Annotated in this window: 20 protein-coding genes; 9 read left to right on the plus strand and 11 right to left on the minus strand. The window is 72.2% G+C overall.

Annotated features, from left to right (window positions below; genetic code table 11):
• Nucleotides 1-20 precede the first annotated feature (20 nt).
• Nucleotides 21-656: a LysR substrate-binding domain-containing protein gene (locus FB467_RS17630; RefSeq protein WP_228393468.1), complete on the minus strand. Its 636-nt coding sequence runs from the start codon at nucleotides 654-656 to the stop codon at nucleotides 21-23.
• A 35-nt stretch (nucleotides 657-691) separates the two neighbouring features.
• Here FB467_RS17630 and FB467_RS17635 point away from each other — a divergent pair, with 35 nt between their 5' ends.
• The 4 genes from FB467_RS17635 to FB467_RS17650 all read left to right on the plus strand — a co-directional run bounded on the left by FB467_RS17635 (nucleotide 692) and on the right by FB467_RS17650 (nucleotide 3,797).
• Entirely contained in the window at nucleotides 692-1,660 is a 969-nt protein-coding gene (locus FB467_RS17635) for a DMT family transporter (RefSeq protein WP_141786256.1), read from the plus strand.
• Between the two features lie 4 nt (nucleotides 1,661-1,664).
• Complete coding sequence (locus FB467_RS17640; RefSeq protein ID WP_141786257.1) at nucleotides 1,665-2,228, plus strand: GNAT family N-acetyltransferase; 564 nt, start codon at nucleotides 1,665-1,667, stop codon at nucleotides 2,226-2,228.
• Nucleotides 2,229-2,715: 487 nt separating this feature from the next.
• The gene (locus FB467_RS19190; RefSeq protein ID WP_141786258.1) at nucleotides 2,716-3,321 is read left to right on the plus strand and encodes a Fic family protein; all 606 of its coding nucleotides are present in this window, start codon (nucleotides 2,716-2,718) and stop codon (nucleotides 3,319-3,321) included.
• 131 nt (nucleotides 3,322-3,452) lie between these two features.
• Nucleotides 3,453-3,797 (plus strand): YciI family protein, encoded by a 345-nt coding sequence (locus tag FB467_RS17650; protein WP_141786259.1) that lies wholly within the window; start codon nucleotides 3,453-3,455, stop codon nucleotides 3,795-3,797.
• Nucleotides 3,798-3,817: 20 nt separating this feature from the next.
• Here FB467_RS17650 and FB467_RS17655 read toward each other — a convergent pair whose 3' ends face one another.
• The 3 genes from FB467_RS17655 to FB467_RS17665 form a co-directional block, all read right to left on the minus strand.
• Nucleotides 3,818-4,612 (minus strand): MerR family transcriptional regulator, encoded by a 795-nt coding sequence (locus FB467_RS17655; RefSeq protein ID WP_141786260.1) that lies wholly within the window; start codon nucleotides 4,610-4,612, stop codon nucleotides 3,818-3,820.
• A 118-nt stretch (nucleotides 4,613-4,730) separates the two neighbouring features.
• Entirely contained in the window at nucleotides 4,731-5,852 is a 1,122-nt protein-coding gene (locus tag FB467_RS17660; RefSeq protein WP_141786765.1) for an acyl-CoA dehydrogenase family protein, read from the minus strand.
• Between the two features lie 86 nt (nucleotides 5,853-5,938).
• The gene (locus FB467_RS17665) at nucleotides 5,939-6,796 is read right to left on the minus strand and encodes a CoA transferase (RefSeq protein WP_141786261.1); all 858 of its coding nucleotides are present in this window, start codon (nucleotides 6,794-6,796) and stop codon (nucleotides 5,939-5,941) included.
• An 84-nt stretch (nucleotides 6,797-6,880) separates the two neighbouring features.
• Between FB467_RS17665 and FB467_RS17670 the strand changes: the two genes are divergently transcribed.
• Nucleotides 6,881-7,612 carry a LysE family translocator gene (locus FB467_RS17670; protein WP_141786262.1) on the plus strand — a complete coding sequence of 244 codons (732 nt, stop codon included), beginning with the start codon at nucleotides 6,881-6,883 and terminating at the stop codon, nucleotides 7,610-7,612.
• A gap of 132 nt (nucleotides 7,613-7,744) precedes the next feature.
• Here the strand turns inward: FB467_RS17670 and FB467_RS17675 are convergent, their stop codons facing one another.
• Nucleotides 7,745-8,191 (minus strand): NUDIX hydrolase, encoded by a 447-nt coding sequence (locus tag FB467_RS17675; RefSeq protein WP_141786263.1) that lies wholly within the window; start codon nucleotides 8,189-8,191, stop codon nucleotides 7,745-7,747.
• Between the two features lie 31 nt (nucleotides 8,192-8,222).
• Nucleotides 8,223-9,038: an aspartyl protease family protein gene (locus FB467_RS17680; RefSeq protein ID WP_141786264.1), complete on the minus strand. Its 816-nt coding sequence runs from the start codon at nucleotides 9,036-9,038 to the stop codon at nucleotides 8,223-8,225.
• Between the two features lie 24 nt (nucleotides 9,039-9,062).
• On the opposite strand from FB467_RS17680, the gene FB467_RS17685 reads away from it, so the two are divergent.
• Nucleotides 9,063-9,845, plus strand: coding sequence for a ribonuclease FAU-1 family protein (locus tag FB467_RS17685; protein ID WP_141786265.1), 783 nt, complete (start codon nucleotides 9,063-9,065; stop codon nucleotides 9,843-9,845).
• Here FB467_RS17685 and soxR read toward each other — a convergent pair.
• Nucleotides 9,794-10,279, minus strand: a complete 486-nt coding sequence (gene soxR / locus FB467_RS17690; protein ID WP_141786266.1) for a redox-sensitive transcriptional activator SoxR — start codon at nucleotides 10,277-10,279, stop codon at nucleotides 9,794-9,796. The two genes, FB467_RS17685 and soxR, sit on opposite strands and share 52 nt — an antisense overlap.
• Before the next feature lie 129 nt (nucleotides 10,280-10,408).
• On the opposite strand from soxR, the gene FB467_RS17695 reads away from it, so the two are divergent.
• From FB467_RS17695 to FB467_RS17705, 3 genes are all read left to right on the plus strand, one after another.
• Nucleotides 10,409-11,104, plus strand: a complete 696-nt coding sequence (locus tag FB467_RS17695; protein WP_141786267.1) for an SDR family NAD(P)-dependent oxidoreductase — start codon at nucleotides 10,409-10,411, stop codon at nucleotides 11,102-11,104.
• Between the two features lies 1 nt (nucleotide 11,105).
• Nucleotides 11,106-12,164 carry an S-adenosylmethionine:tRNA ribosyltransferase-isomerase gene (locus FB467_RS17700; protein WP_141786268.1) on the plus strand — a complete coding sequence of 353 codons (1,059 nt, stop codon included), beginning with the start codon at nucleotides 11,106-11,108 and terminating at the stop codon, nucleotides 12,162-12,164.
• Between the two features lie 61 nt (nucleotides 12,165-12,225).
• Nucleotides 12,226-12,690, plus strand: coding sequence for a nitroreductase family deazaflavin-dependent oxidoreductase (locus tag FB467_RS17705; protein WP_141786269.1), 465 nt, complete (start codon nucleotides 12,226-12,228; stop codon nucleotides 12,688-12,690).
• Between the two features lie 383 nt (nucleotides 12,691-13,073).
• On the opposite strand, the gene FB467_RS17710 is transcribed toward FB467_RS17705, so the two are convergent.
• The 4 genes from FB467_RS17710 to FB467_RS17725 form a co-directional block, all read right to left on the minus strand.
• Nucleotides 13,074-13,691: a TetR/AcrR family transcriptional regulator gene (locus tag FB467_RS17710; protein ID WP_141786270.1), complete on the minus strand. Its 618-nt coding sequence runs from the start codon at nucleotides 13,689-13,691 to the stop codon at nucleotides 13,074-13,076.
• Nucleotides 13,688-15,265 carry an MFS transporter gene (locus tag FB467_RS17715; RefSeq protein ID WP_141786271.1) on the minus strand — a complete coding sequence of 526 codons (1,578 nt, stop codon included), beginning with the start codon at nucleotides 15,263-15,265 and terminating at the stop codon, nucleotides 13,688-13,690. The genes FB467_RS17710 and FB467_RS17715 overlap by 4 nt, the downstream gene beginning before the upstream one ends.
• Before the next feature lie 69 nt (nucleotides 15,266-15,334).
• Entirely contained in the window at nucleotides 15,335-16,336 is a 1,002-nt protein-coding gene (locus FB467_RS17720) for an MsnO8 family LLM class oxidoreductase (protein WP_141786272.1), read from the minus strand.
• A gap of 7 nt (nucleotides 16,337-16,343) precedes the next feature.
• Nucleotides 16,344-17,558, minus strand: a complete 1,215-nt coding sequence (locus FB467_RS17725) for a MalY/PatB family protein (RefSeq protein ID WP_141786273.1) — start codon at nucleotides 17,556-17,558, stop codon at nucleotides 16,344-16,346.
• Nucleotides 17,559-17,602: the final 44 nt, after the last annotated feature.

A 17,602-nucleotide genomic window follows, 5' to 3' on the forward strand; every position in this document is an offset into this window, starting at 1 on the left:
GGCCTTCGACAACGCCCGTGTCATCCTGCGCGCGCGGCGGCGGTGAGCGCCTCGATCGCGGCGCCGATGGCCGGCCGCTGTGCGGTGTCGGTGCGCCACAGGGCGAAGATGCGCCGGGTGATCGGGGGCTGCACCTCCCGGATCTCCACTCCCTCCGGCACCGGCCCCCGTCCGAGCCGCGGCATCAGTGCCATGCCGAGGCCCGCTGCGACCAGGGCCAGGATCGTCTGGTGCTCGCCCGCGGTATGGGTCAGGCGCAGCCCGGGGTGGTGCTCGACGAGGGCGCCATGCAACCAGTCGTGGCCGAACTCGCCGGCGGTCCAGCTGATCCATTGCTCGTGTGCGCAGTCGCTCAGGTCGACGGCCGCTCCCGAGGATGTCAGCTCGTGCCCGGCCGGCAGGGCGAGGTCGGCCACGTCGTCGAGCAGGTGGGTCATCTCGACCCCGGGCGGCGGGGTCGGCTCGCCGTGGAACCACTTGTCCACGATGACCACGTCTACCGCCCCGCGGACGAGCAGGGGCACGGCCTTGGCCGGTTCGCGCTCGTGGGACTCCACGCTCAGCAGCGGATGGTGGTCCTGGAGGCTACGCAGGGCCGCGGGGAGAAGTCCCCTGGTCGCGGTCGGGAAGGCGGCAATCGCCATCCGGCCGGACACCTCGCCCCGCTGAGAATCGGGCCGATCATGAGTGGATGAGCACGTCTTCTGCGCCGGGCAGCTCCTCCTTCACCGCCCGCGACTTGTCCCTACTTTTGGGCGCGGGTGTGATGTGGGGATCCTCCTACCTGCTGATCAAGATCGGCCTGGAGGGCTTCGCCCCCGAGACGGTTGCTTGGCTGCGGCTGCTCTTCGGGGTGGCGACCCTGACCATGCTGCCCGGCGCCAGGCGCGGGTTGCAGCACCGGCACGACTGGTGGCTGGTGGCCGTCCTCGGGCTGGTCTGGATGGCGGTGCCCTTCGTCCTCTTCCCGATCGCCCAGCAGCACATCGACTCCGCTCTGGCCGGGATGGTCAACGGTGCTGCGCCGCTGTTCACCGCACTGATCGCGGTCCTCTGGTTCCGCAACCGGCCCACGACGCAGGTGACCGCCGGGCTGCTGGTCGGCTTCCTCGGTGTCGTCGCTATCGCCGACCCCTCGGTCACCGGGCGGGCCACCCTCCTGGGCATCCTCCTGGTACTCGCCGCCACCGTGTTCTTCGGAGTGGCGTTCAACCTCTCCGGCCCGCTGCAGGGCCGTAACGGTGCCCTCTCGGTGATCTGGCGGGCCGAGCTCGTCGCCCTGGCCGCGACCACGCCGACCGGCGTCTACGGGCTGACCGACTCCACGCCGACCTGGGCCAGCCTCGCTGCCATGGTGGCGCTCGGCGCGCTCTGCACCGGGGTGGCCTTCTACTTCTTCGTCACCCTCGTCGGCCGGGTCGGAGCCACCCGCGCCTCGGTCACGGTCTACCTGGGCCCGGTGGTCGCCATCGCCCTCGGCGCGTTGCTCGCCGGCGAACGGGTGCATCCAGTCGCCCTGGGCGGAGCCGCACTCGTGTTGCTCGGGGCCTACCTCACCTCACGCGGAACCCGGGCGCGAAGCCGCCCGTTGGCGCAGGATGGCGTGCGTCTCCTCGGGACCAGTCGCGCGAGAACCGACAGATCATCGACGGCATCATGACGTCATGAATGCCACCCCGTTCGAGTCCAAGCCCACGCTGACCGGTGAGCTCGTCACGTTGCGCCCCATCCGGGCCGAGGACGCCGACGTCATCGACGTCATCATCCGCACGGACCCGGAGGTCGCCATCCTCACCGGATCGGTCCACTCCAGCAGCGATGAGCCTGAGGACATGCCGCTGGAGGACCTGCGCGCCGTCTACCGGCAATGGGCCGAGGCGGACGACCGGCTCGTCCTCGCCGTCATCGACAACGCCGACGGCCAGATGGTCGGTGAGGTCATCCTCAACGAGTGGGACAAGGGCAACCGGTCCTGTGGCTTCCGCACGCTGATCGGCGCGGCAGGTCGGGGACGAGGGCTCGGCACCGAGGCCACCCGTCTCATCGTCGAGCACGGTCTCACCACGATGGGCCTGCACCGCATCAGCCTCGAGGTCTATGACTTCAACCCCCGGGCCCGCCGCGTCTACGAGAAGGTCGGTTTCGTCCACGAAGGCACCGGTCGCGAAGCACTCCGCTTCGACGACGAGTGGATCGACGTGCACTACATGGCCATCCTGGCGCCCTGATGCCCCGCGCAACGTACCGCCATCGACATCCCACGCATACCCTCAAGCATTCGTTCGCCAACCTCGACCGGGTCCTCGGCGCTGTGCCAGCGCCCTTGGTCATGACGTTGCGCGACGTCGACCGCGGTCAGGGCAGCGAGGACCTCTACCTGCACCAGGTCCCCGACTTGCTCACCGAGTTGGCTCACCGCGCGCGCGTGGCGAGCATCACTGCGTCGTCCGCCCTCGAGGGCGTTGTCGTCAAGGACCGCGGCCGCGCCGCCGCCATCATCGCTAACAAACCTATCGAGCTGCGCACCCGAAACGAACGAGAGTTCGCTGGATACCGTGCTGCCCTCGACGACCTCTTCGCCGAGGACTGGGGCCCCCTGAACGTCGGGCTGCTCCTACACCTGCACCGGCTACTGCTCGGGGAGACCAAGGCCAGTGGGACCTTCAAGCAGAGCGACGACCTTGTCGTCGACCGGTCCCCCGACGGCATCCGACCGTGCGATTCAAGCCAGTCCCCGCCGTTCGCACCGAGTCCTATACAGCGGACCTCATCGACCGGTACACCGAGGCTGTCAAGGAAAACAAGCACCACCCCGTACTCCTCGTCGGTCTGTTCGTGCTGGATCTGCTCATCATCCACCCGTTCGACGACGGCAACGGTCGTGTAGCACGAGCACTGACGAACGCCCTCCTCGCCGAGGCCGGGTACGGGGTCGGCCGCTACGTCTCGCTCGAGCAACTCATCGCCGAATCTGCCGACGATTACTACCAGACATTGCTTGACTCAACCCAGGGCTGGAACAACTACGCCCATGATCCGTGGCCCTGGTTGGCGTACTTCAGCACGCTCCTCGCTCGCAGCTACGCCCGATTGGCTGAGGGCGTCTCGGCAGACAGGTCTGGAGGCACGAAATCGGAGCGCGTCCGTGAGCACGTCCTGAGGCACGGCGCACCCGTCTTTGCCATCTCCGACGTCAGGGCCGCCCTCCCCGGAATCAGTGATCCCACCATCCGACTCGTTCTCAATCAACTGAAGAACGAAGGGTTCCTCAAGCCCCAGGGCACAGGACGCTCGGCCGTGTGGTTGCGTGTCACCCCATGAGGCCGCTCTCGACGTCTCGTGACCCGCAGCACGGTATGTCGTGAGACCCGTGGTGAGGAGTGTCGATTCCGTCGGGGCACGCCCGTCATGGGCGTGAGGCCCGCACAGTGCGGGCAGAAGAGGAGGAAGCCATGAAGTACCTGATGCTGCTGATGTCGGAGGGCGAGCGGCCACCGTGGGACGAGCAGACGCCGGCGGAGCAGGCCGCCGCGTTGCAGCAGCACGACGACTTCGGGGCGGCATGCGAGGCCCGCGAGGGCGTGCGCATCCTGGCGGCCGAGGCGCTCGACGGCCAGCCCACGGTCGTGCGCACGCGCGGGGGCGAGCGCAGCGTGACGGCGGGACCGTATGCCGAGTCGGTCGAACAGCTCGGCGGGTTCTACCTGATCGAGACCCCCGACCTGGAGACGCTCCTGGACCTGGCCCAGAGCCTGCCGCCCTACGACCTCCAGTTCAGCCCGGTGGGAGTGGCCTGAGCGTCCGGTGACGGAGGCACCTAGGACCGCGGGGCGCAGGGACCGTTCGGCAGGTCTCGGACCGGCGCCTGCAGGACGACCCCGCCGGCACGCGGCAAGGTCTGTCGGTAGACGCCCGTCGTCTCCCGGCCGGACTCCCCGAGGGCGGCATCCATCGCGATCCACGCGTCGCCGATGTCCGGGGGCGCGGAGTCGAAGCGGACGCTGGCGCCCCGGTCGGCGCCCTCCACCAGGACCGTGTCGAGGCCCGGGACGGCACCGTCCGGGGCGGGAGTCCCGGCCGTGACCACGATGGTGTCCTCGGCGGTCCCGTCGTAGGTCAGCACGAGGTCGACCTCATCCAGACCGTGGCTGGCCAGCTGGTCCCGCAGCCGCGGCAGCAGGTCGGCGACCGCACCACCGATCTCCGACTCGTCGTCCACGTGCGCCTGCAGCGCCGCCAGGCGCAGGGTCGGCAGCGTGCTGATCTCAAGGTTGCTGCTCATCGTGTGGTGTCCTCTCTGGAGCGCGGTGAGGCGCGTGCGCACCTCCTGCAGACGTGTTGTCGCCTCGTCGATCTGGTCCACGAGCTCGCGCTCCCGGTCCCGGAGGAGCCGGGTGAGCCGCTGCTGCGAGAGCTGGCCGCCGAGCAGGTCCCCGATCGCCTCGAGGCTGAACCCGACGGCCCGCAGCGAGGCGATCGCCCGGACCCGCCCGACCTGGTGCCGCGCGTACCGGCGGTAGCCGGTGAACTCGTCGACCGAGGAGGGGGCCAGCAGGCCCACCTCCTCCCAGTGCCGCAGCATCCGCCGGGACACCCCAGTCGCGTGCGCCATCTCTCCGATGCTCAACATGTCAGGACCCATCGCAGACCCTCCCACCGTGTCAAGGTCAATCGCCGGTCAGGTCGCGCAGCCCGGGTGTCGTCATACCCCCATCCTGCGCTAACCCGGCTCACAGGCTGCGCGAGATGAGTTCCTTCATGATCTCGTTGGTCCCGCCGTAGATCTTCTGCACGCGGGCACCGGCATACAGGCGGGCGATCGGGTACTCCATCATGTAGCCGTAGCCGCCGAAGATCTGCAGGCACCGGTCGGCGACCTCGCACTGCAGGTCGGTGCTCCAGTACTTCACCCGGGAGGCCGTCGCGGCGTCCAGCCTCCCGTCGAGGTGCAGCCCGATGCAGTAGTCGAGGAAGGTGCGTCCCGCGAGCACGTCCGTGCTCACCTCCGCCAGGGTGAAGCGGGTGTGCTGGAAGGTCGCGATGGGGGCACCGAAGGCCTCCCGCTCCTTGGCGTAGGCCACCGCCAGTTCCACGGCGAGGTCGGCCGACCCGACGGCGCTGATCGCGATCGCCAACCGTTCCTGCGGCAGTTGGCGCATCAGCTGGTAGAAGCCCTGCCCCTCCTGCTCGCCCAGCAGGTTCTCGACCGGCACCCGCAGGTCCGTGAAGGAGAGCTCGCGGGTGTCCTGACCGTGCTGCCCGATCTTCTCCAGCACCCGTCCCCGCTGGTAGCCGTCGGCGCCCTCGACCTCAGCCAGGATCAGCGAGATGCCCCGTGCGCCCTCCCCGCCGGTGCGGGCGACGATCACGACCAGCCCGGCGTGCGAGGCGTTGGTGATGAACGTCTTGCTGCCGTTGATCACGTAGTGGTCGCCCTCCCGGCGGGCGGTGGTGCGAATCCGTTGCAGGTCGGACCCGGTCGACGGCTCGGTCATCGCGATCGCCCCGATCAGCTCGCCGGCGGCCATCCGTGGCAGCCAGCGCTGCTTCTGCTCCTCGGAGCCGTAGGCGAGCAGGTAGTGCGCCACGATCGAGGAGTGCACGGCATAGCCCAGCGCGTCGTCGCCGGAACGCCCCTGCTCCCAGAGCACCGCGGCCTCGTGGGCGAAGCTGCCGCCGCCACCGCCGTACTCCTCGGGCACCGAGACGCACAGCAGGCCGGCCGCACCGGCCGCCCGCCACGTCTCCGCGTCGACCTGGTGCTGCGCGGCGAACCGCTCGGCGTGCGGCGTCACCTCGCGCTCGAAGAAGGTCCGGGCGAGTGCCGCGACGTCGGCGACCTCGTCCTCCATCCAGGGCGAACGGTAGCTCGGGGACTGCACGGGCTCGGGCACGGGGCTCTCCTTCGGTGGGTCCGGGTGGGGGGTTCGGTCGTCGGTCAGTGGGGTCCGGTCGGGCGGGGCGCGACCGCGACCAGGGGCAGGTCCCGCTCCTGCGCCCACTCCTGCCAGGCCCGCGCCGTCCGCGTCGTGAACAGGTCGGCCAGCCGCGGCCGGGTCAGGCCTGCCGGGTCGACGCCCAGGGCCTCCGCGAGCCGCTGGGCGAAGTGCGGTTCGAGCGCGGCGAGCGCGACCTGCCCGTCCGCCGCGGCATACAGGTCGTAGGTGGGCAGGCCTCCCCCGAGCAGCCCGCCCGGTGCGGTCAGCCCGTGGGTGAAGGGGGCGGCCAGGGTCGTCGCGACATCGGCCAGCACGACCGTGCGGTGGGTGCCCTTCCCGGTTCGGGAGCACTCGACCAGCGCCGCGGTGGCCTCCGCCGCGGCGCGCTCGCCGCCGGCCAGGTCCACGGCCAGGGTGGTCGGCAGCCGCCCGTCCCCGAGCAGTCCGGCGGCCGCCTGGTAGGTGAGGTCGTGACCCGCCACGTCGGCACGTGCCCCCGTGTGGCCCACGATCTCGACCTGGCACAGCCGGGTATGCCGTCCGCCCACCGAGGCGGGGTCCAGCCCGAGCCGGGCGAGGGCGGCGGGGCGGGAGCTGGTGACCAGGACGTCGGCCGCTGACAACAGCACCTCCAGCCGCTCCCGCCCGTCCCCGTCCTTGAGGTCGAGCCGCTCGATCGTCTGGCCCGCGTGCAGTTCGGCGAAGTAGGCGGGGGCGACCTGCTCCAGGGGGTCGCCGCCCGGTGGGAGCACGGTCGTGGCGCTGGCGCCCTGGGCGACCAGGCGGGCCACGGCGGCCGGCCCCGGCAGGTTGACGGCGAGACTGACCACCCGGATGTCCTCCAGCGGTCGGCTCATGTCCGCACGATACCTACCGGGTCTTTCGCTGGGGCGCGTTTGCCCGCATCATGGTCCGGTGACTGCTGTGGACGGCGCCGGCCGGTGACCGGCACGGAATACCTGGCCTTCGTCGGGGCGAGCCTGGTGCTGGCCGTCACGCCCGGCCCGGACACCTTCCTGACGCTGCGCTTCGGGGCCCGGGGCTTCCGTGCCGGGGTCGTCTACACCCTGGCGGTCACCGTCGGGATCGTCGCCTGGGCGGTGCTCACCCTCACCGGTGTCGCCGTGCTCCTGGAGACCTACCCCGGCCTGCGGGTCGGCATCACCCTGGTGGGCGGCAGCTACCTGGTCTACCTCGGCGTCGCCGCGCTGCTGCCGGTCATCCGGCGACACCGGGCACGGCGGCTGCAGCGCGCCCCGCGGGCCGCCGCCCTGGTGACCGCCGGCGGGCCCGCGCCAGCCACCGGGGAGCACGACGTCGGCCACCTTCCGGCGGCGCCGGGCGACCCGGTCGCACCGGGTGTGCCGACCCCGGGTGTCCGGTCGGGTCGGTCGGTCTTCGGCACCGGCCTGGTCAGTTCGTTGACCAACCCGAAGACGGGCCTGTTCTTCCTCGCCCTGCTCCCGCCGTTCCTGCCGGCCTCCCCGGACCTGCTCGACCGCGGCCTGCTGGTCGCCACCGTGGCCGCCGCCATCTTCGTCTACGGCGTCCTGCTGTCCGCGGTCGCCGACCGGGCCGGTCGGTTCCTGACCGGCGGGTCCGGCCCGGACCTGGTCGACCTGGTCTCAGGCACGATCCTGGTCCTGCTGGGCCTGACCATCATCCTGCTCTGACCTCGACCCCGTCACCGGTCGAATCCCCGTCCACGGATGAACACCGGTCAACCGACGGGTGGCTGCCCCATGGAGTGGGGCAGCCACCCGTGTCCGCTGCCACACCTTGATGGTCGGCTGACGGGTGGACCTTCAACCCCGGGTGGGCCGGTCCTCGATGAGGGTGAGCGCGACGTCGACGATGTCTGCTCGCGGGAGCGCGGGCACCTCGGCCACCGGCAACCAGCGCGCCACCTCGGTGGTGCCATCAACCTCGGTGGTGCCCAACTCTCCGCCGGTGATGGTGGCCTCGAAGATGAACCGTTGGGACCGGAACGGCCTGCGATCGGCTGTCGCGCCGACGGTGAAGTGGTGGTCGGCCAGGAGCGGCCCGAGCGCCACGTGGTAGCCCGTCTCCTCGTAGGCCTCCCGCACCGCGGCGTCCTGCAGGGACTCGTCGAACTCCACTCCGCCGCCCGGCATGGTCCACCCGGGCTCGCTGCGGGCGTCGCCCTTGAACCAGGTCAGGAGGATCCGCCCGGCACGGTCGGTGAGCAACACGTACGCGGCGAGCCTGGTGTCGTAGTCCCTGAAGTCCACCCGGCGACAGTAGGCGATCAGGGGGCCAGCCTCACCCGGATATCGGAGCGCTGCCCGCAGCCCAGCGCCGACCGGGCACGTCCAGCCACCAGTCAAAGAGGTCGATGGCCGGCGTCCCGAGGATCACCTCAACGGGCTCGGTCAGGTGCGCCGTCGCGGCGCGCAGGTCGGTGAAGGCGATCCGGTGCGGGGCCAGCAGCAGGTCGTCCGCGAGGCGGCCCTCGACGATCGTCGCCGTCGGTGTCTGCACGGTCGTTCCCGTCGCGTCCGTCCCCGGCGCGCTGCCGTGGTCGGTGAACAGTTGCGGCACCCGGTCCGCCAGCGCGGTGTCGACCACGGTGATGCCTGCCCCGGTGTCCAGGACCGCGTTCACGCTGAGGCCGGGCCACGAGACCGGGATGCGGAGGTGGCCGGTGTCGTCGAGCGGGAGGCGGTGCGTCGGGCCGGGCGGGTCGTCCCCGCAGACCAGCACGCCCTCGCGCGGCCGGAAGGTGAACGGCTCCCTGCCCAGCACGTCCAGACCGAGCAACGCCCGGGCCCCGGGTTGCTCCGGGGGCACCAGCTCGACCTCCAGGTCGGACACGCGCACCCCGCCGAACTCGAGGCCACCCAGCCGGGCACTCCGGGACCGGCCGCTGCCGAGCACGCCGCGCGACTCGGCATACCCTCCCCCGTCCCCACTCGAGGATCGGTCCACCAGCTGGGTGCGCGGACTGCCGGTGTCCAAGCACATCGTCTCTTCCCACCACGGGCCCTCCCGGGACTGCGCGATGGCGACCCGCACGGACCACGTCCAGCTCAGGGGGTCCTCCTCGTCGGGGACCCTGGCCACCAGAACGACGCTCATACGGCGAGGGTATGTCGTGCCACGATGGGGATCGTGGTGGAGGCCGGGGACGGAGTAGGCGCGGCGGCGCACGGGCGCAGCGACCCTCCCCCGCGCGAACCACGGTCGGAGTACCCCACCCTGCCGGCCGGGCAGGACGCCGGCGGGACCCGGCCGAGGTGGGAGCCGGGGACGGTGATCTTCTGGGTGGCCGCACCCGACTTCGGCCAGCCCATGCGGGTGGTGCGTGACGACGACAGGGGGCTGGTGGCCTGGCTGCCCGCCGGCTCCGACTGCCTCGCGGCGCGCCTGCCCGGTGGCCGCGAACTGCGCGAGGTCGCGACGGCCGACCGGTTGGACCTGCCGAGGACGCCGACCCGGGTGACCTGGCGCGGGCCGGGCATCCTGCGGGTCGCACCCGCCGGCGCGACCCGGTCCTACTGGTACTTCCGGGAGGAGGACGGGAGCCCGCGGGGCACCTACGTCAACATCGAGCTCCCGCACCGCCGCGGCCGGTCCAGCACGGTGACCCGTGACCTCGTCCTCGACCTGCTGGTCGCGCCGGACGGCAGCAGGGAGTGGAAGGACCGGGACGAGCTCGAGGAGTTCTGCAGCCTCGGGATGCTCTCGACCGGGCTCCGCGACTGGATCCTGCGTCAGGGCGCCCTGGCCGCCGAGGCCGTGGAGCAGCGGGCCTGGCCGCTGGACGAGGCCTGGTCCGGATGGACCCCACCGGACGGCTGGGACGACCCGCTGCCGCTGCCCGGGTGGGTCCGTTACGAGGCCGACGAGGTGGGCACCGACCGCCGCAACAGGGCGGGCAGGTAGGCCGCCCCCGGGGCGGCGTCACTCTCGGCCGCCGTGTCGTCGGGGTTGGAGAAGGCACACCGGCGCATCGACAGACATCCGCAACCGATACAGGAGTCGAGACCGTCCCGGAGCCGTTCCAGCGCCCGGATCTGCTCGTCGAGCCGGGCGCGCCAGTGCCGGGAGATCCGCTGCCAGTCGGCCTTCGTCGGCGTCCGGTTCTCCGGCAGCCGGCTCATCTCCTCCCGCACCTCCTCCAGACTCAGCCCGATGTTGCTCGCCGCGCGGATGAAGGCCAGCCGGCGCAGCACGTTGCGCTCGAACCGCCGCTGACCCCCGCCGGTCCGGGTCGCGTGGATCAGTCCCTGTGCCTCGTAGTAGCGCAAGGCCGAGGGCGCAAACCCGCTGCGGTGCGCCACCTCCCCCACCGTCAGCGCGTCCCGGGTGTGCTTCATGACGCCCTCCAAAATCTTTCAACCTACCTTGAACTCTGCCACTCGGAAGGCCAGCTGGTCAACGGGGTTGACTTCAAGCGAACTTCAACTTTCACGATGGGGTGCACCACGACACCGAAGGAGTCCCCCATGCCCATCGCACTCATCACCGGCGGGTCCGCCGGCCTCGGCCTGGCCCTCACCCGGTCGCTCACCACCGACGGCTGGACGGTCGTCACCGACGCCCGCGACGCTGGCCGCCTGAGCGCGGCCATCACGGACTTCGCGGACCGGGTCCACGCGGTCCCCGGTGACGTCACCGACCCGGCGCACCGGCGCGCCCTGGTGGCCGAGGTCAACCGGTTGGGCCGGCTCGACCTGTTGGTACACAACGCCAGCACCCTCGGCCCGGTCCCCCTGCGACCGCTGGCGGAACTGGAGGCCGATCAGCTGCGCTCGGTGTGGACCACCAACGTCGACGCGCCGCTCGAGCTGACCCGCGCCCTCCTGCCCCGTCTCCTCGAGGACGACGGGGTGCTCCTGGCCATATCGTCCGACGCGGCCGTGGCGCACTACGAGGGCTGGGGACCGTACGGCGCGTCCAAGGCGGCGCTGGACCACCTCACCCTGACGGTGGCCGAGGAAACTGGCGTGACGGCATACGCCGTCGACCCCGGCGACATGCGCACCCAGATGCACCAGGACGCCTTCCTCGGCGAGGACATCTCCGACCGGCCACTGCCCGCGACCGTGGTGCCGCACATGCGGGCGTTGCTCGACGCCCGCCCCCCGTCCGGTCGCTACCGGGCCGCCGACCTCGACGTGCCCGTGGCGAAGGGAGCCTGACATGACCGCGCTCAGCACCCGCCCCGCCACCCGGTTCCGCTCACCCGGAGACATGACCGCCCCCGCACCGCCGGAGACCCGCGGCCTGGCCCGCGACGAGGTCCGGCTCCTGGTCGGCACGCGGGAGGGCATCACCCACACCCGGTTCCGGTCGCTGCCGGACCACCTGCGGGCCGGCGACCTGGTCGTGGTGAACAACTCGGCCACCCTGGCTGCCCAGGTCGACGGCGACCACGCCGGCACCGGACCCGTCGTGGTGCACGTGGCGACGCCGCTGGACGACGGCAGCTGGGTGGTCGAGGTGCGTTCGGCCCCTGCGGCAGCCGAACCCGTGCTGGACCTGTCCGCCGGGGACGTGCTGCAGGTGCACGGGGTCACGCTCACCCTGCTCGCCCCCTACCCGCACGAGGGCTCCTCGCCGAGCGGCGCCGGCAACCGGCTCTGGCGGGTCGCCCCGGAGGGTGGCCTCGCGGACGTGCTCGACCGGCACGGCCGGCCGATCTCCTACGGATACCTGGACCGCGCCTACCCCTTGTCGGCCTACCAGACCGTCTTCGGCCACCTCCCCGGGAGCGCGGAGATGCCGTCGGCCGGCAGGCCGTTCACCGATGCGTTGGTGACCCGGCTCGTCCGCGCGGGTGTGGGGGTCGCCCCGATCACGCTCCATACCGGCGTCTCCTCCCAGGAAGTCGGCGAGGGCCCGCAGGCAGAACGGTTCGCCGTGCCCGAGGTCACCGCACGTCAGGTGAACACCGTCCGACTGACCGGCGGGCGCGTGATCGCCGTCGGGACGACCGTGGCCCGCGCGCTGGAGTCCGCGGTGACCTCAGGGGGCAGGGTGGTCGGGGACTCCGGGTGGACCGACCGGGTCATCACCCCGGACGACCCTGCGCGGGTGATCGACGGCCTGATCACCGGTTGGCACGACCCCGAGGCCTCCCATCTCTTGCTCGTCGAGTCGGTCGCCGGGCCGGAACTGACCCAGCGGGCCCACGACGCGGCCGTCGCGGAGGGCTACCACTGGCACGAGTTCGGCGACTCGGCGTTGCTGCTCCCCTGACATCGTTGCCCCTGACATCGCCGCGGGGTGCGCGTTAGCGTGGCCCCGTGGTGACACCGTCATGACCGACCAACCCGCGCCAGGGGACAAGGCGCCCCGGGCCTACCGCCGGGGCCGCGGGCACCGGTTCGAGAACCGGGTCATGACCTTCGCGGCCGGGCTGGGCCTGATCCCCCACTCGACCGTGCTGATCACCCGGGGACGCAAGACCGGGCAGCGGCGGGAGAACCCGATCACCGTGCTCGACCACGGGGGACGGCAGTGGCTCGTCGCGCCGTACGGGCCGGTGCCGTGGGTGCTCAATGCCCGGGCCGCGGGGCGGGTGGAGATCCGCCGGCGGGGGCGCACGCGCGCCTACCGGGTGACCGAGGCCGGTCCCGAGCAGGCCGGGCCGGTGCTCAAGGACTACGTCCGGATCGCCACGGTCACCCGGGCCTACTTCGTGGCCGACAAGGACGACCCCGCCGAGGCGTTCTCGGCCGAGGCCGACCGGCACCCGGTGTTCGAACTGACCCCGGCCGACTGAGCTGCCTCCTCGCCAATACCGACCGGCGAGGCTACGACCGTGGCCACCACCCGGGAGGTCGCGTAACCAACCAGCCCTCCGGGAGACTCAGGACGGTTCATGACACGGCCGACGAGGTGGGCACCGACCGCCGCACCAGCGGGAACCCCGCCAACGCCATGAACTCACCGCGGTCGGCCGTGACAGCTCGAAGATCGCCATGCACTTTGGGTCATGCAGAATACGTCGCCGCACGCGCATCCTGCATGACGCAAACTGCATGGCCCTCCGACGGCCGCGTCCAGGCAGCGGAGGCCGCGTCCAGGCAGCGGAGGCCGCCCCCGGGGCACGGTGGACGCCCCCGGGGCAGGGTGGACCCCCCGGGGCAGGGTGGACGCCCCGCCTCAGGCCTGCAGCCGACCCGCCAGCTGCCGGGCGAGGTCCGCGAGGCAGGCATCGAGCAGGGCGTCGTCCCGGCTGGCGAGCCAGTTCTGGGACAGGCCCACGAGCTGGGCGAAGACCATCTCGCCCAGGACCTTTACGTCGGCGTCCCACCGGAGGTCTCGGGAGGCCGCCAGTTCCTCCAGCACCCGGGCCATCCCGGCGCGGTAGTCCTGGATGCTCTCCCTGGCCAGCGCGGCGAGCACCTCGTCCCGGGCACCCATCAGCGTCAGCTCCTGCAGCACCAGCTCGACGCCGGGCTCGTCCCGCAGGCTCGCGGCGCAAGCACGCAGCGCCTCGCCGAGCACCTGCTCGGGGGCACCTTCCTGCTGCGCCGCGCGGTGGATCAGCTGCATCGCCGAGTCGATGTCGGCGGCGAAGACCGCGGCGATCAGCTCCGCCTTGGAGTGGAAGGCGTAGTGCACCGCCCCGAGGGGCACCCCGGCGCGCTGCGCGACCGCCCGGGTGGTCAGGCTCCAGGCGCCCTGGTCCTGCATCACCTCCATAGCGGCCCGGGTCAACTGCCGGCGCCGCTCCTCGACCGGCACGTGGGCGCGCGTCGCCTTCGCCCGGCCGCTCATCGGGCGTACTCCCGCCGGGGCTCCGCCCGGTCCGTGGCGGTGGGTCCGTCGTCCTGCCCCCCGGCGCTCCCGTGCGACCGGCGACCCGGCCGGCGCAGCAGCACGAGGGCCTGCACCCCGGCATACGCACAGACCACGGTGGCGACGCCGAAGACCAGCGACTGGCCGGAGGCGAAGGCCTGGTGCGCGACGTCCAGGAACGGCTCGACGAGCCCCGCGGGCAGGTCGGCGGCGACGTGCTCGGCACCGCCGAGCGTCTGCTGCGCCGCCTCGAGCGCCGCGGCGGGCACCCCCTCGGGGGCGCCGTCGGCCAGGCTGCTGCGGTAGACCGCCAGGCCGAGGGTGCCCAGCACGGCGGTGCCCATCGCCCCGCCGAACTCGTAGGCGGTCTCGGAGATCGCGGCGGCGCCACCGGCCCGCTCCTGCGGCGCGCTGGAGACGATCGCGTCGACGGTCAGCGTCTCGGCCAGCCCCACCCCGGCGCCGGCGAACACCCCCGCGACGAGGAGCAGCGCCAGTTCACCGTCGCTGCTCAGGAAGGTCGCGACCAGGAAGCCCGCGGCCGCCAGGAGCATCCCCCCGCCCACGACCAGGGACATCGGCAGGCGCGCGGCCAGGCGGGGCGCGACCAGCGCGCCGACGATCGTGGCCACCGCCAGCGGCAGGATCCACAGGCCGGCCTCCAGCGGGGACATGCCTACCACCAGCTGGAGGTACTGCGGCAGGAAGAACAGCATCCCGAGGAAGGCGAAGACGCTGAGCAGGTTGGTCACGACGGCGACGCTGAACGTGCGCCGCGCGAACAGCCGGACGTCGAGCAACGGCTCGGCCAGCCCGAGCTGACGCCGGACGAAGACGACCAGCAGGACGATCCCGATCAGGACGGTGCCCACGGCGACCGCCGACAGACCGTCCTTGCCGAACGCCTTCAACCCGTAGACCAGGGTCAGCATGCCGCTGATCGAGAGCAGCGCGGACAGGACGTCGAACGGACCGGGCGCCGGGTTGCGGGACTCCGGCAGGAACAGCAGGGCACCCACCACGAGCAGCACCATCACCGGCACGTTGATCAGGAAGACCGACCCCCACCAGAAGTGCTCCAGCAGGAATCCCCCGAGGATCGGGCCGACGGCGGACCCTCCGGCGAAGGCCGAGCCCCAGACGGCGATGGCCATGGTGTGCTCGCGCGGATCCTGGAAGATCGTCCGGATCAGCGACAGGGTCGAGGGCATCAGGGTCGCCCCGCCCACACCCAGCAGCGCCCGAGCCGCCAACAGCATCTCGGGGCTGGTGGACACGGCCGCCAGGACGGAGGCCGCGCCGAACGCGCCCGCCCCGATCATCAGCAGCCGGCGGCGCCCGATCCGGTCGCCGACGTTGCCCATCAGCACCAGCAGCCCGGCGAGCAGGAACGAGTAGATGTCGATGATCCACAGCAGCTGGGAGCTACTCGGCGCCAGGTCCTCGCTCAGCGCGGGCACGGCGAAGCCGAGGACGGACATGTCGATGCTGATCAGCAGCACCGGAAGGACCAGCACGGCCAGGCCGGTCCAGCGACGCACGCGTGGGGTCACGGTGCTCCTCCGGGGGGTCTTCGGGCGGGCAGTGCCCCGCCGACGCGTCCCAGTCTGACAGAAAGTTGGTCATCCGTCCAAGTCGGTTGACCAAGTCGCTCGGGGAGCCAGGTCCGCGAGCGCGGCGTCGCTGTCGGCCAGGGCCTGCCGGTCGTATGTCGAGGCGAAGGCGAGCACCTCGGCCGCGCCGGTGCGGTCCACCAGGTCCTCCAGCGCTGCGGCGACCTCGTCGCGGGTGCCGTGGACCCCCTGGGCCAGGTGTCGCTCGACCAGCGCCTGCTGCCGCGGCGTCAGGGTGCGGTGCGGAGCCGGCCGCAACGGGGGAAAGGCCCCGGTCTCGCGCGACTCGGCCATCGCCCATGCCTCGTGCAGCGCCAGCCCGCGGGCCTCCTCCCGGGTCGCACCGATCAGCACGTCCACGCTGATCAGCACGGTCGGCTCCGGGTGGCCGGGGCTGGGTCGGTAGGCCTGTCGGTACTGCTCCAGCGGCGCGAGGTCGCCGTGCAGCACGGGCCCGCCGACCACGACGGGAAGGCCCCGCTCGGCGGCCACCGCCAGCCCCGACCCCGTGGCGAGGACATAGACCGGCGGCGGCTCCGCGTCCTGCGGCATGACCGTCACCGGGCCGGTCCCGTCGAGGAACCCGACGAGCTCGGTCAGGTCCGCGGCGAAGTCCTCCGGCCCGTAGCGTCGGACCCGGAGTGCCTCGCGCACCGGGGCCGTGAACCCCAACGAGCGCCCGACGCCAAGGTCGATCCGACCCGGGTGCAGGGCCGCGAGCATGCGGGCCTGCTCGGCGACCACGATCGGGCTGTGGTTCGGCAGCATCACCCCGCCCGAGCCGACCCGGATGCGCTCGGTCCTGGCCGCGATCGCGGCCATCAGCACCGGCGGGCTGCCGCTGGCGATGCCCGGGACGGCGTGGTGCTCGGCCACCCAGATCCGGCGGAAGCCCAGGGCCTCCGCGCGGCGGGCCCGGTCCACGGTGTCGCGCAAGGCCTGCCCGGCCTCCTCGCCCTCCCGGGTGCGCGACCGGTCCAGCAGGGAGATCGGGACGGAGATCGCGGTCATACCCGGGTCAACGACCCGGACCCCTGGTGACCTTCCCCATCCGCTCGATCGCCTCGGTCAGGATCGCCCGGGAGGTGGCGAAGTTGAGCCGGACGCGGCCGACCCCACCCGTCCCGAAGGCGGGACCGGCGCTCAGCGCCACCCGGCACTCCTCCAGGAAGGCCGCCTGCGGGCCGGCGCTCGTGGTGACCAGTCCCGGCTCGACCCCGTCCCCGTCGGGCAGGCCCAGCCCCCGGCAGTCCAGCCACGCCAGGAAGGTGGCCTCGGGCACGGCATACCGCACCTCGGGCAGGTGCTCGGCGAGCAGGTCCGCCACCAGGTGCCGGTTCTGCTCCAGTCCCGCGAGGAGCGCGTCCAGCCAGGGCCCGCCCTCGGCATACGCCGCCGTGTGGCCGATGGCGGCCAGGTGGCTGGCGCCGTGGCCGACCACCTCCGGGACCCGGGCCAGGTCCTGCGCCGCGTCCTCGCCCGCCATCGCCACGGCCGCCTTGAGGCCGGCCAGGTTCCACGCCTTCGAACCCGACATCAGGGACAGCCCGCGCTCCCCGCCGTCGACGTCGAGGTAGGGCACGAAGCTCGCCCCGGCATACACCAGCGGCGCGTGGATCTCATCGACCACGACGCGCACGCCGTGCTCGGCCGCGAGGGCGGCGACCGCGGTCAGTTCCTCCCGGGTGTGCACCGTCCCGGTGGGGTTGTGCGGGTTGCACAGCAGGTATGCCGCGCGCCGCCCGTCCGCCGTGGCCCGGCCGAAGGCGTCGTCGAGGGCCGCCAGGTCGATCCGGAGGTGCTCGTCGAGCGGCGCCTCCTCCACCCGGCGGTCCAGGTAGGCCGCGAACGCGTAGAACGGCGGGTAGACCGGGCAGTTGACCACGACCGTGTCGCCGGGGTCGGTGACCAGCCGGAGCATCTCGACGACGCCGAGCATCACGTCGGGCATGATCGCCACCCGATCCGGGTGCGGGCCCTCCCACCCCCACCGCTGGCGGGCGAAGCCGGCGAGCGCCTCGGCATACGGCCCCGACCCGGAGCAGTAGCCGGTGTCCCCGCGGGACATCGCGTCCGAGACGGCCCGGTGCACCGCCTCGACGAGCGGCACGTCCATCTCGGCGACCCACAGCGGGAGCACGTCCTCGGGGTAGGCGCGCCACTTGATGCTGGTGCGGGTGCGCAGCTGGTCCAGGGTCAGCTGCTCGAGGGGGTTGGGGTGCGAGGGGCTCATAGATCCATCCTGCCCGAGCGCCGTTCCGGTCGGCACCGGGGCAG

It is taken from the genome of Ornithinicoccus hortensis (assembly GCF_006716185.1).
GTDB lineage: Bacteria > Actinomycetota > Actinomycetes > Actinomycetales > Dermatophilaceae > Ornithinicoccus > Ornithinicoccus hortensis.

What these genes read in the sequence shown, in the direction of transcription:
- FB467_RS17635 (WP_141786256.1), top strand. Translation starts at nt 692, where the DNA reads ATGAGCACGTCTTCTGCGCCGGGCAGCTCCTCCTTCACCGCCCGCGAC.
- FB467_RS17640 (WP_141786257.1), top strand. Translation starts at nt 1,665, where the DNA reads ATGAATGCCACCCCGTTCGAGTCCAAGCCCACGCTGACCGGTGAGCTC.
- FB467_RS17650 (WP_141786259.1), top strand. Translation starts at nt 3,453, where the DNA reads ATGAAGTACCTGATGCTGCTGATGTCGGAGGGCGAGCGGCCACCGTGG.
- FB467_RS17655 (WP_141786260.1), bottom strand. Translation starts at nt 4,612, where the DNA reads ATGGCGCACGCGACTGGGGTGTCCCGGCGGATGCTGCGGCACTGGGAG.
- FB467_RS17660 (WP_141786765.1), bottom strand. Translation starts at nt 5,852, where the DNA reads ATGGAGGACGAGGTCGCCGACGTCGCGGCACTCGCCCGGACCTTCTTC.
- FB467_RS17665 (WP_141786261.1), bottom strand. Translation starts at nt 6,796, where the DNA reads ATGAGCCGACCGCTGGAGGACATCCGGGTGGTCAGTCTCGCCGTCAAC.
- FB467_RS17680 (WP_141786264.1), bottom strand. Translation starts at nt 9,038, where the DNA reads ATGAGCGTCGTTCTGGTGGCCAGGGTCCCCGACGAGGAGGACCCCCTG.
- FB467_RS17685 (WP_141786265.1), top strand. Translation starts at nt 9,063, where the DNA reads ATGGGGATCGTGGTGGAGGCCGGGGACGGAGTAGGCGCGGCGGCGCAC.
- soxR (WP_141786266.1), bottom strand. Translation starts at nt 10,279, where the DNA reads ATGAAGCACACCCGGGACGCGCTGACGGTGGGGGAGGTGGCGCACCGC.
- FB467_RS17695 (WP_141786267.1), top strand. Translation starts at nt 10,409, where the DNA reads ATGCCCATCGCACTCATCACCGGCGGGTCCGCCGGCCTCGGCCTGGCC.
- FB467_RS17700 (WP_141786268.1), top strand. Translation starts at nt 11,106, where the DNA reads ATGACCGCGCTCAGCACCCGCCCCGCCACCCGGTTCCGCTCACCCGGA.
- FB467_RS17705 (WP_141786269.1), top strand. Translation starts at nt 12,226, where the DNA reads ATGACCGACCAACCCGCGCCAGGGGACAAGGCGCCCCGGGCCTACCGC.
- FB467_RS17710 (WP_141786270.1), bottom strand. Translation starts at nt 13,691, where the DNA reads ATGAGCGGCCGGGCGAAGGCGACGCGCGCCCACGTGCCGGTCGAGGAG.
- FB467_RS17720 (WP_141786272.1), bottom strand. Translation starts at nt 16,336, where the DNA reads ATGACCGCGATCTCCGTCCCGATCTCCCTGCTGGACCGGTCGCGCACC.
- FB467_RS17725 (WP_141786273.1), bottom strand. Translation starts at nt 17,558, where the DNA reads ATGAGCCCCTCGCACCCCAACCCCCTCGAGCAGCTGACCCTGGACCAG.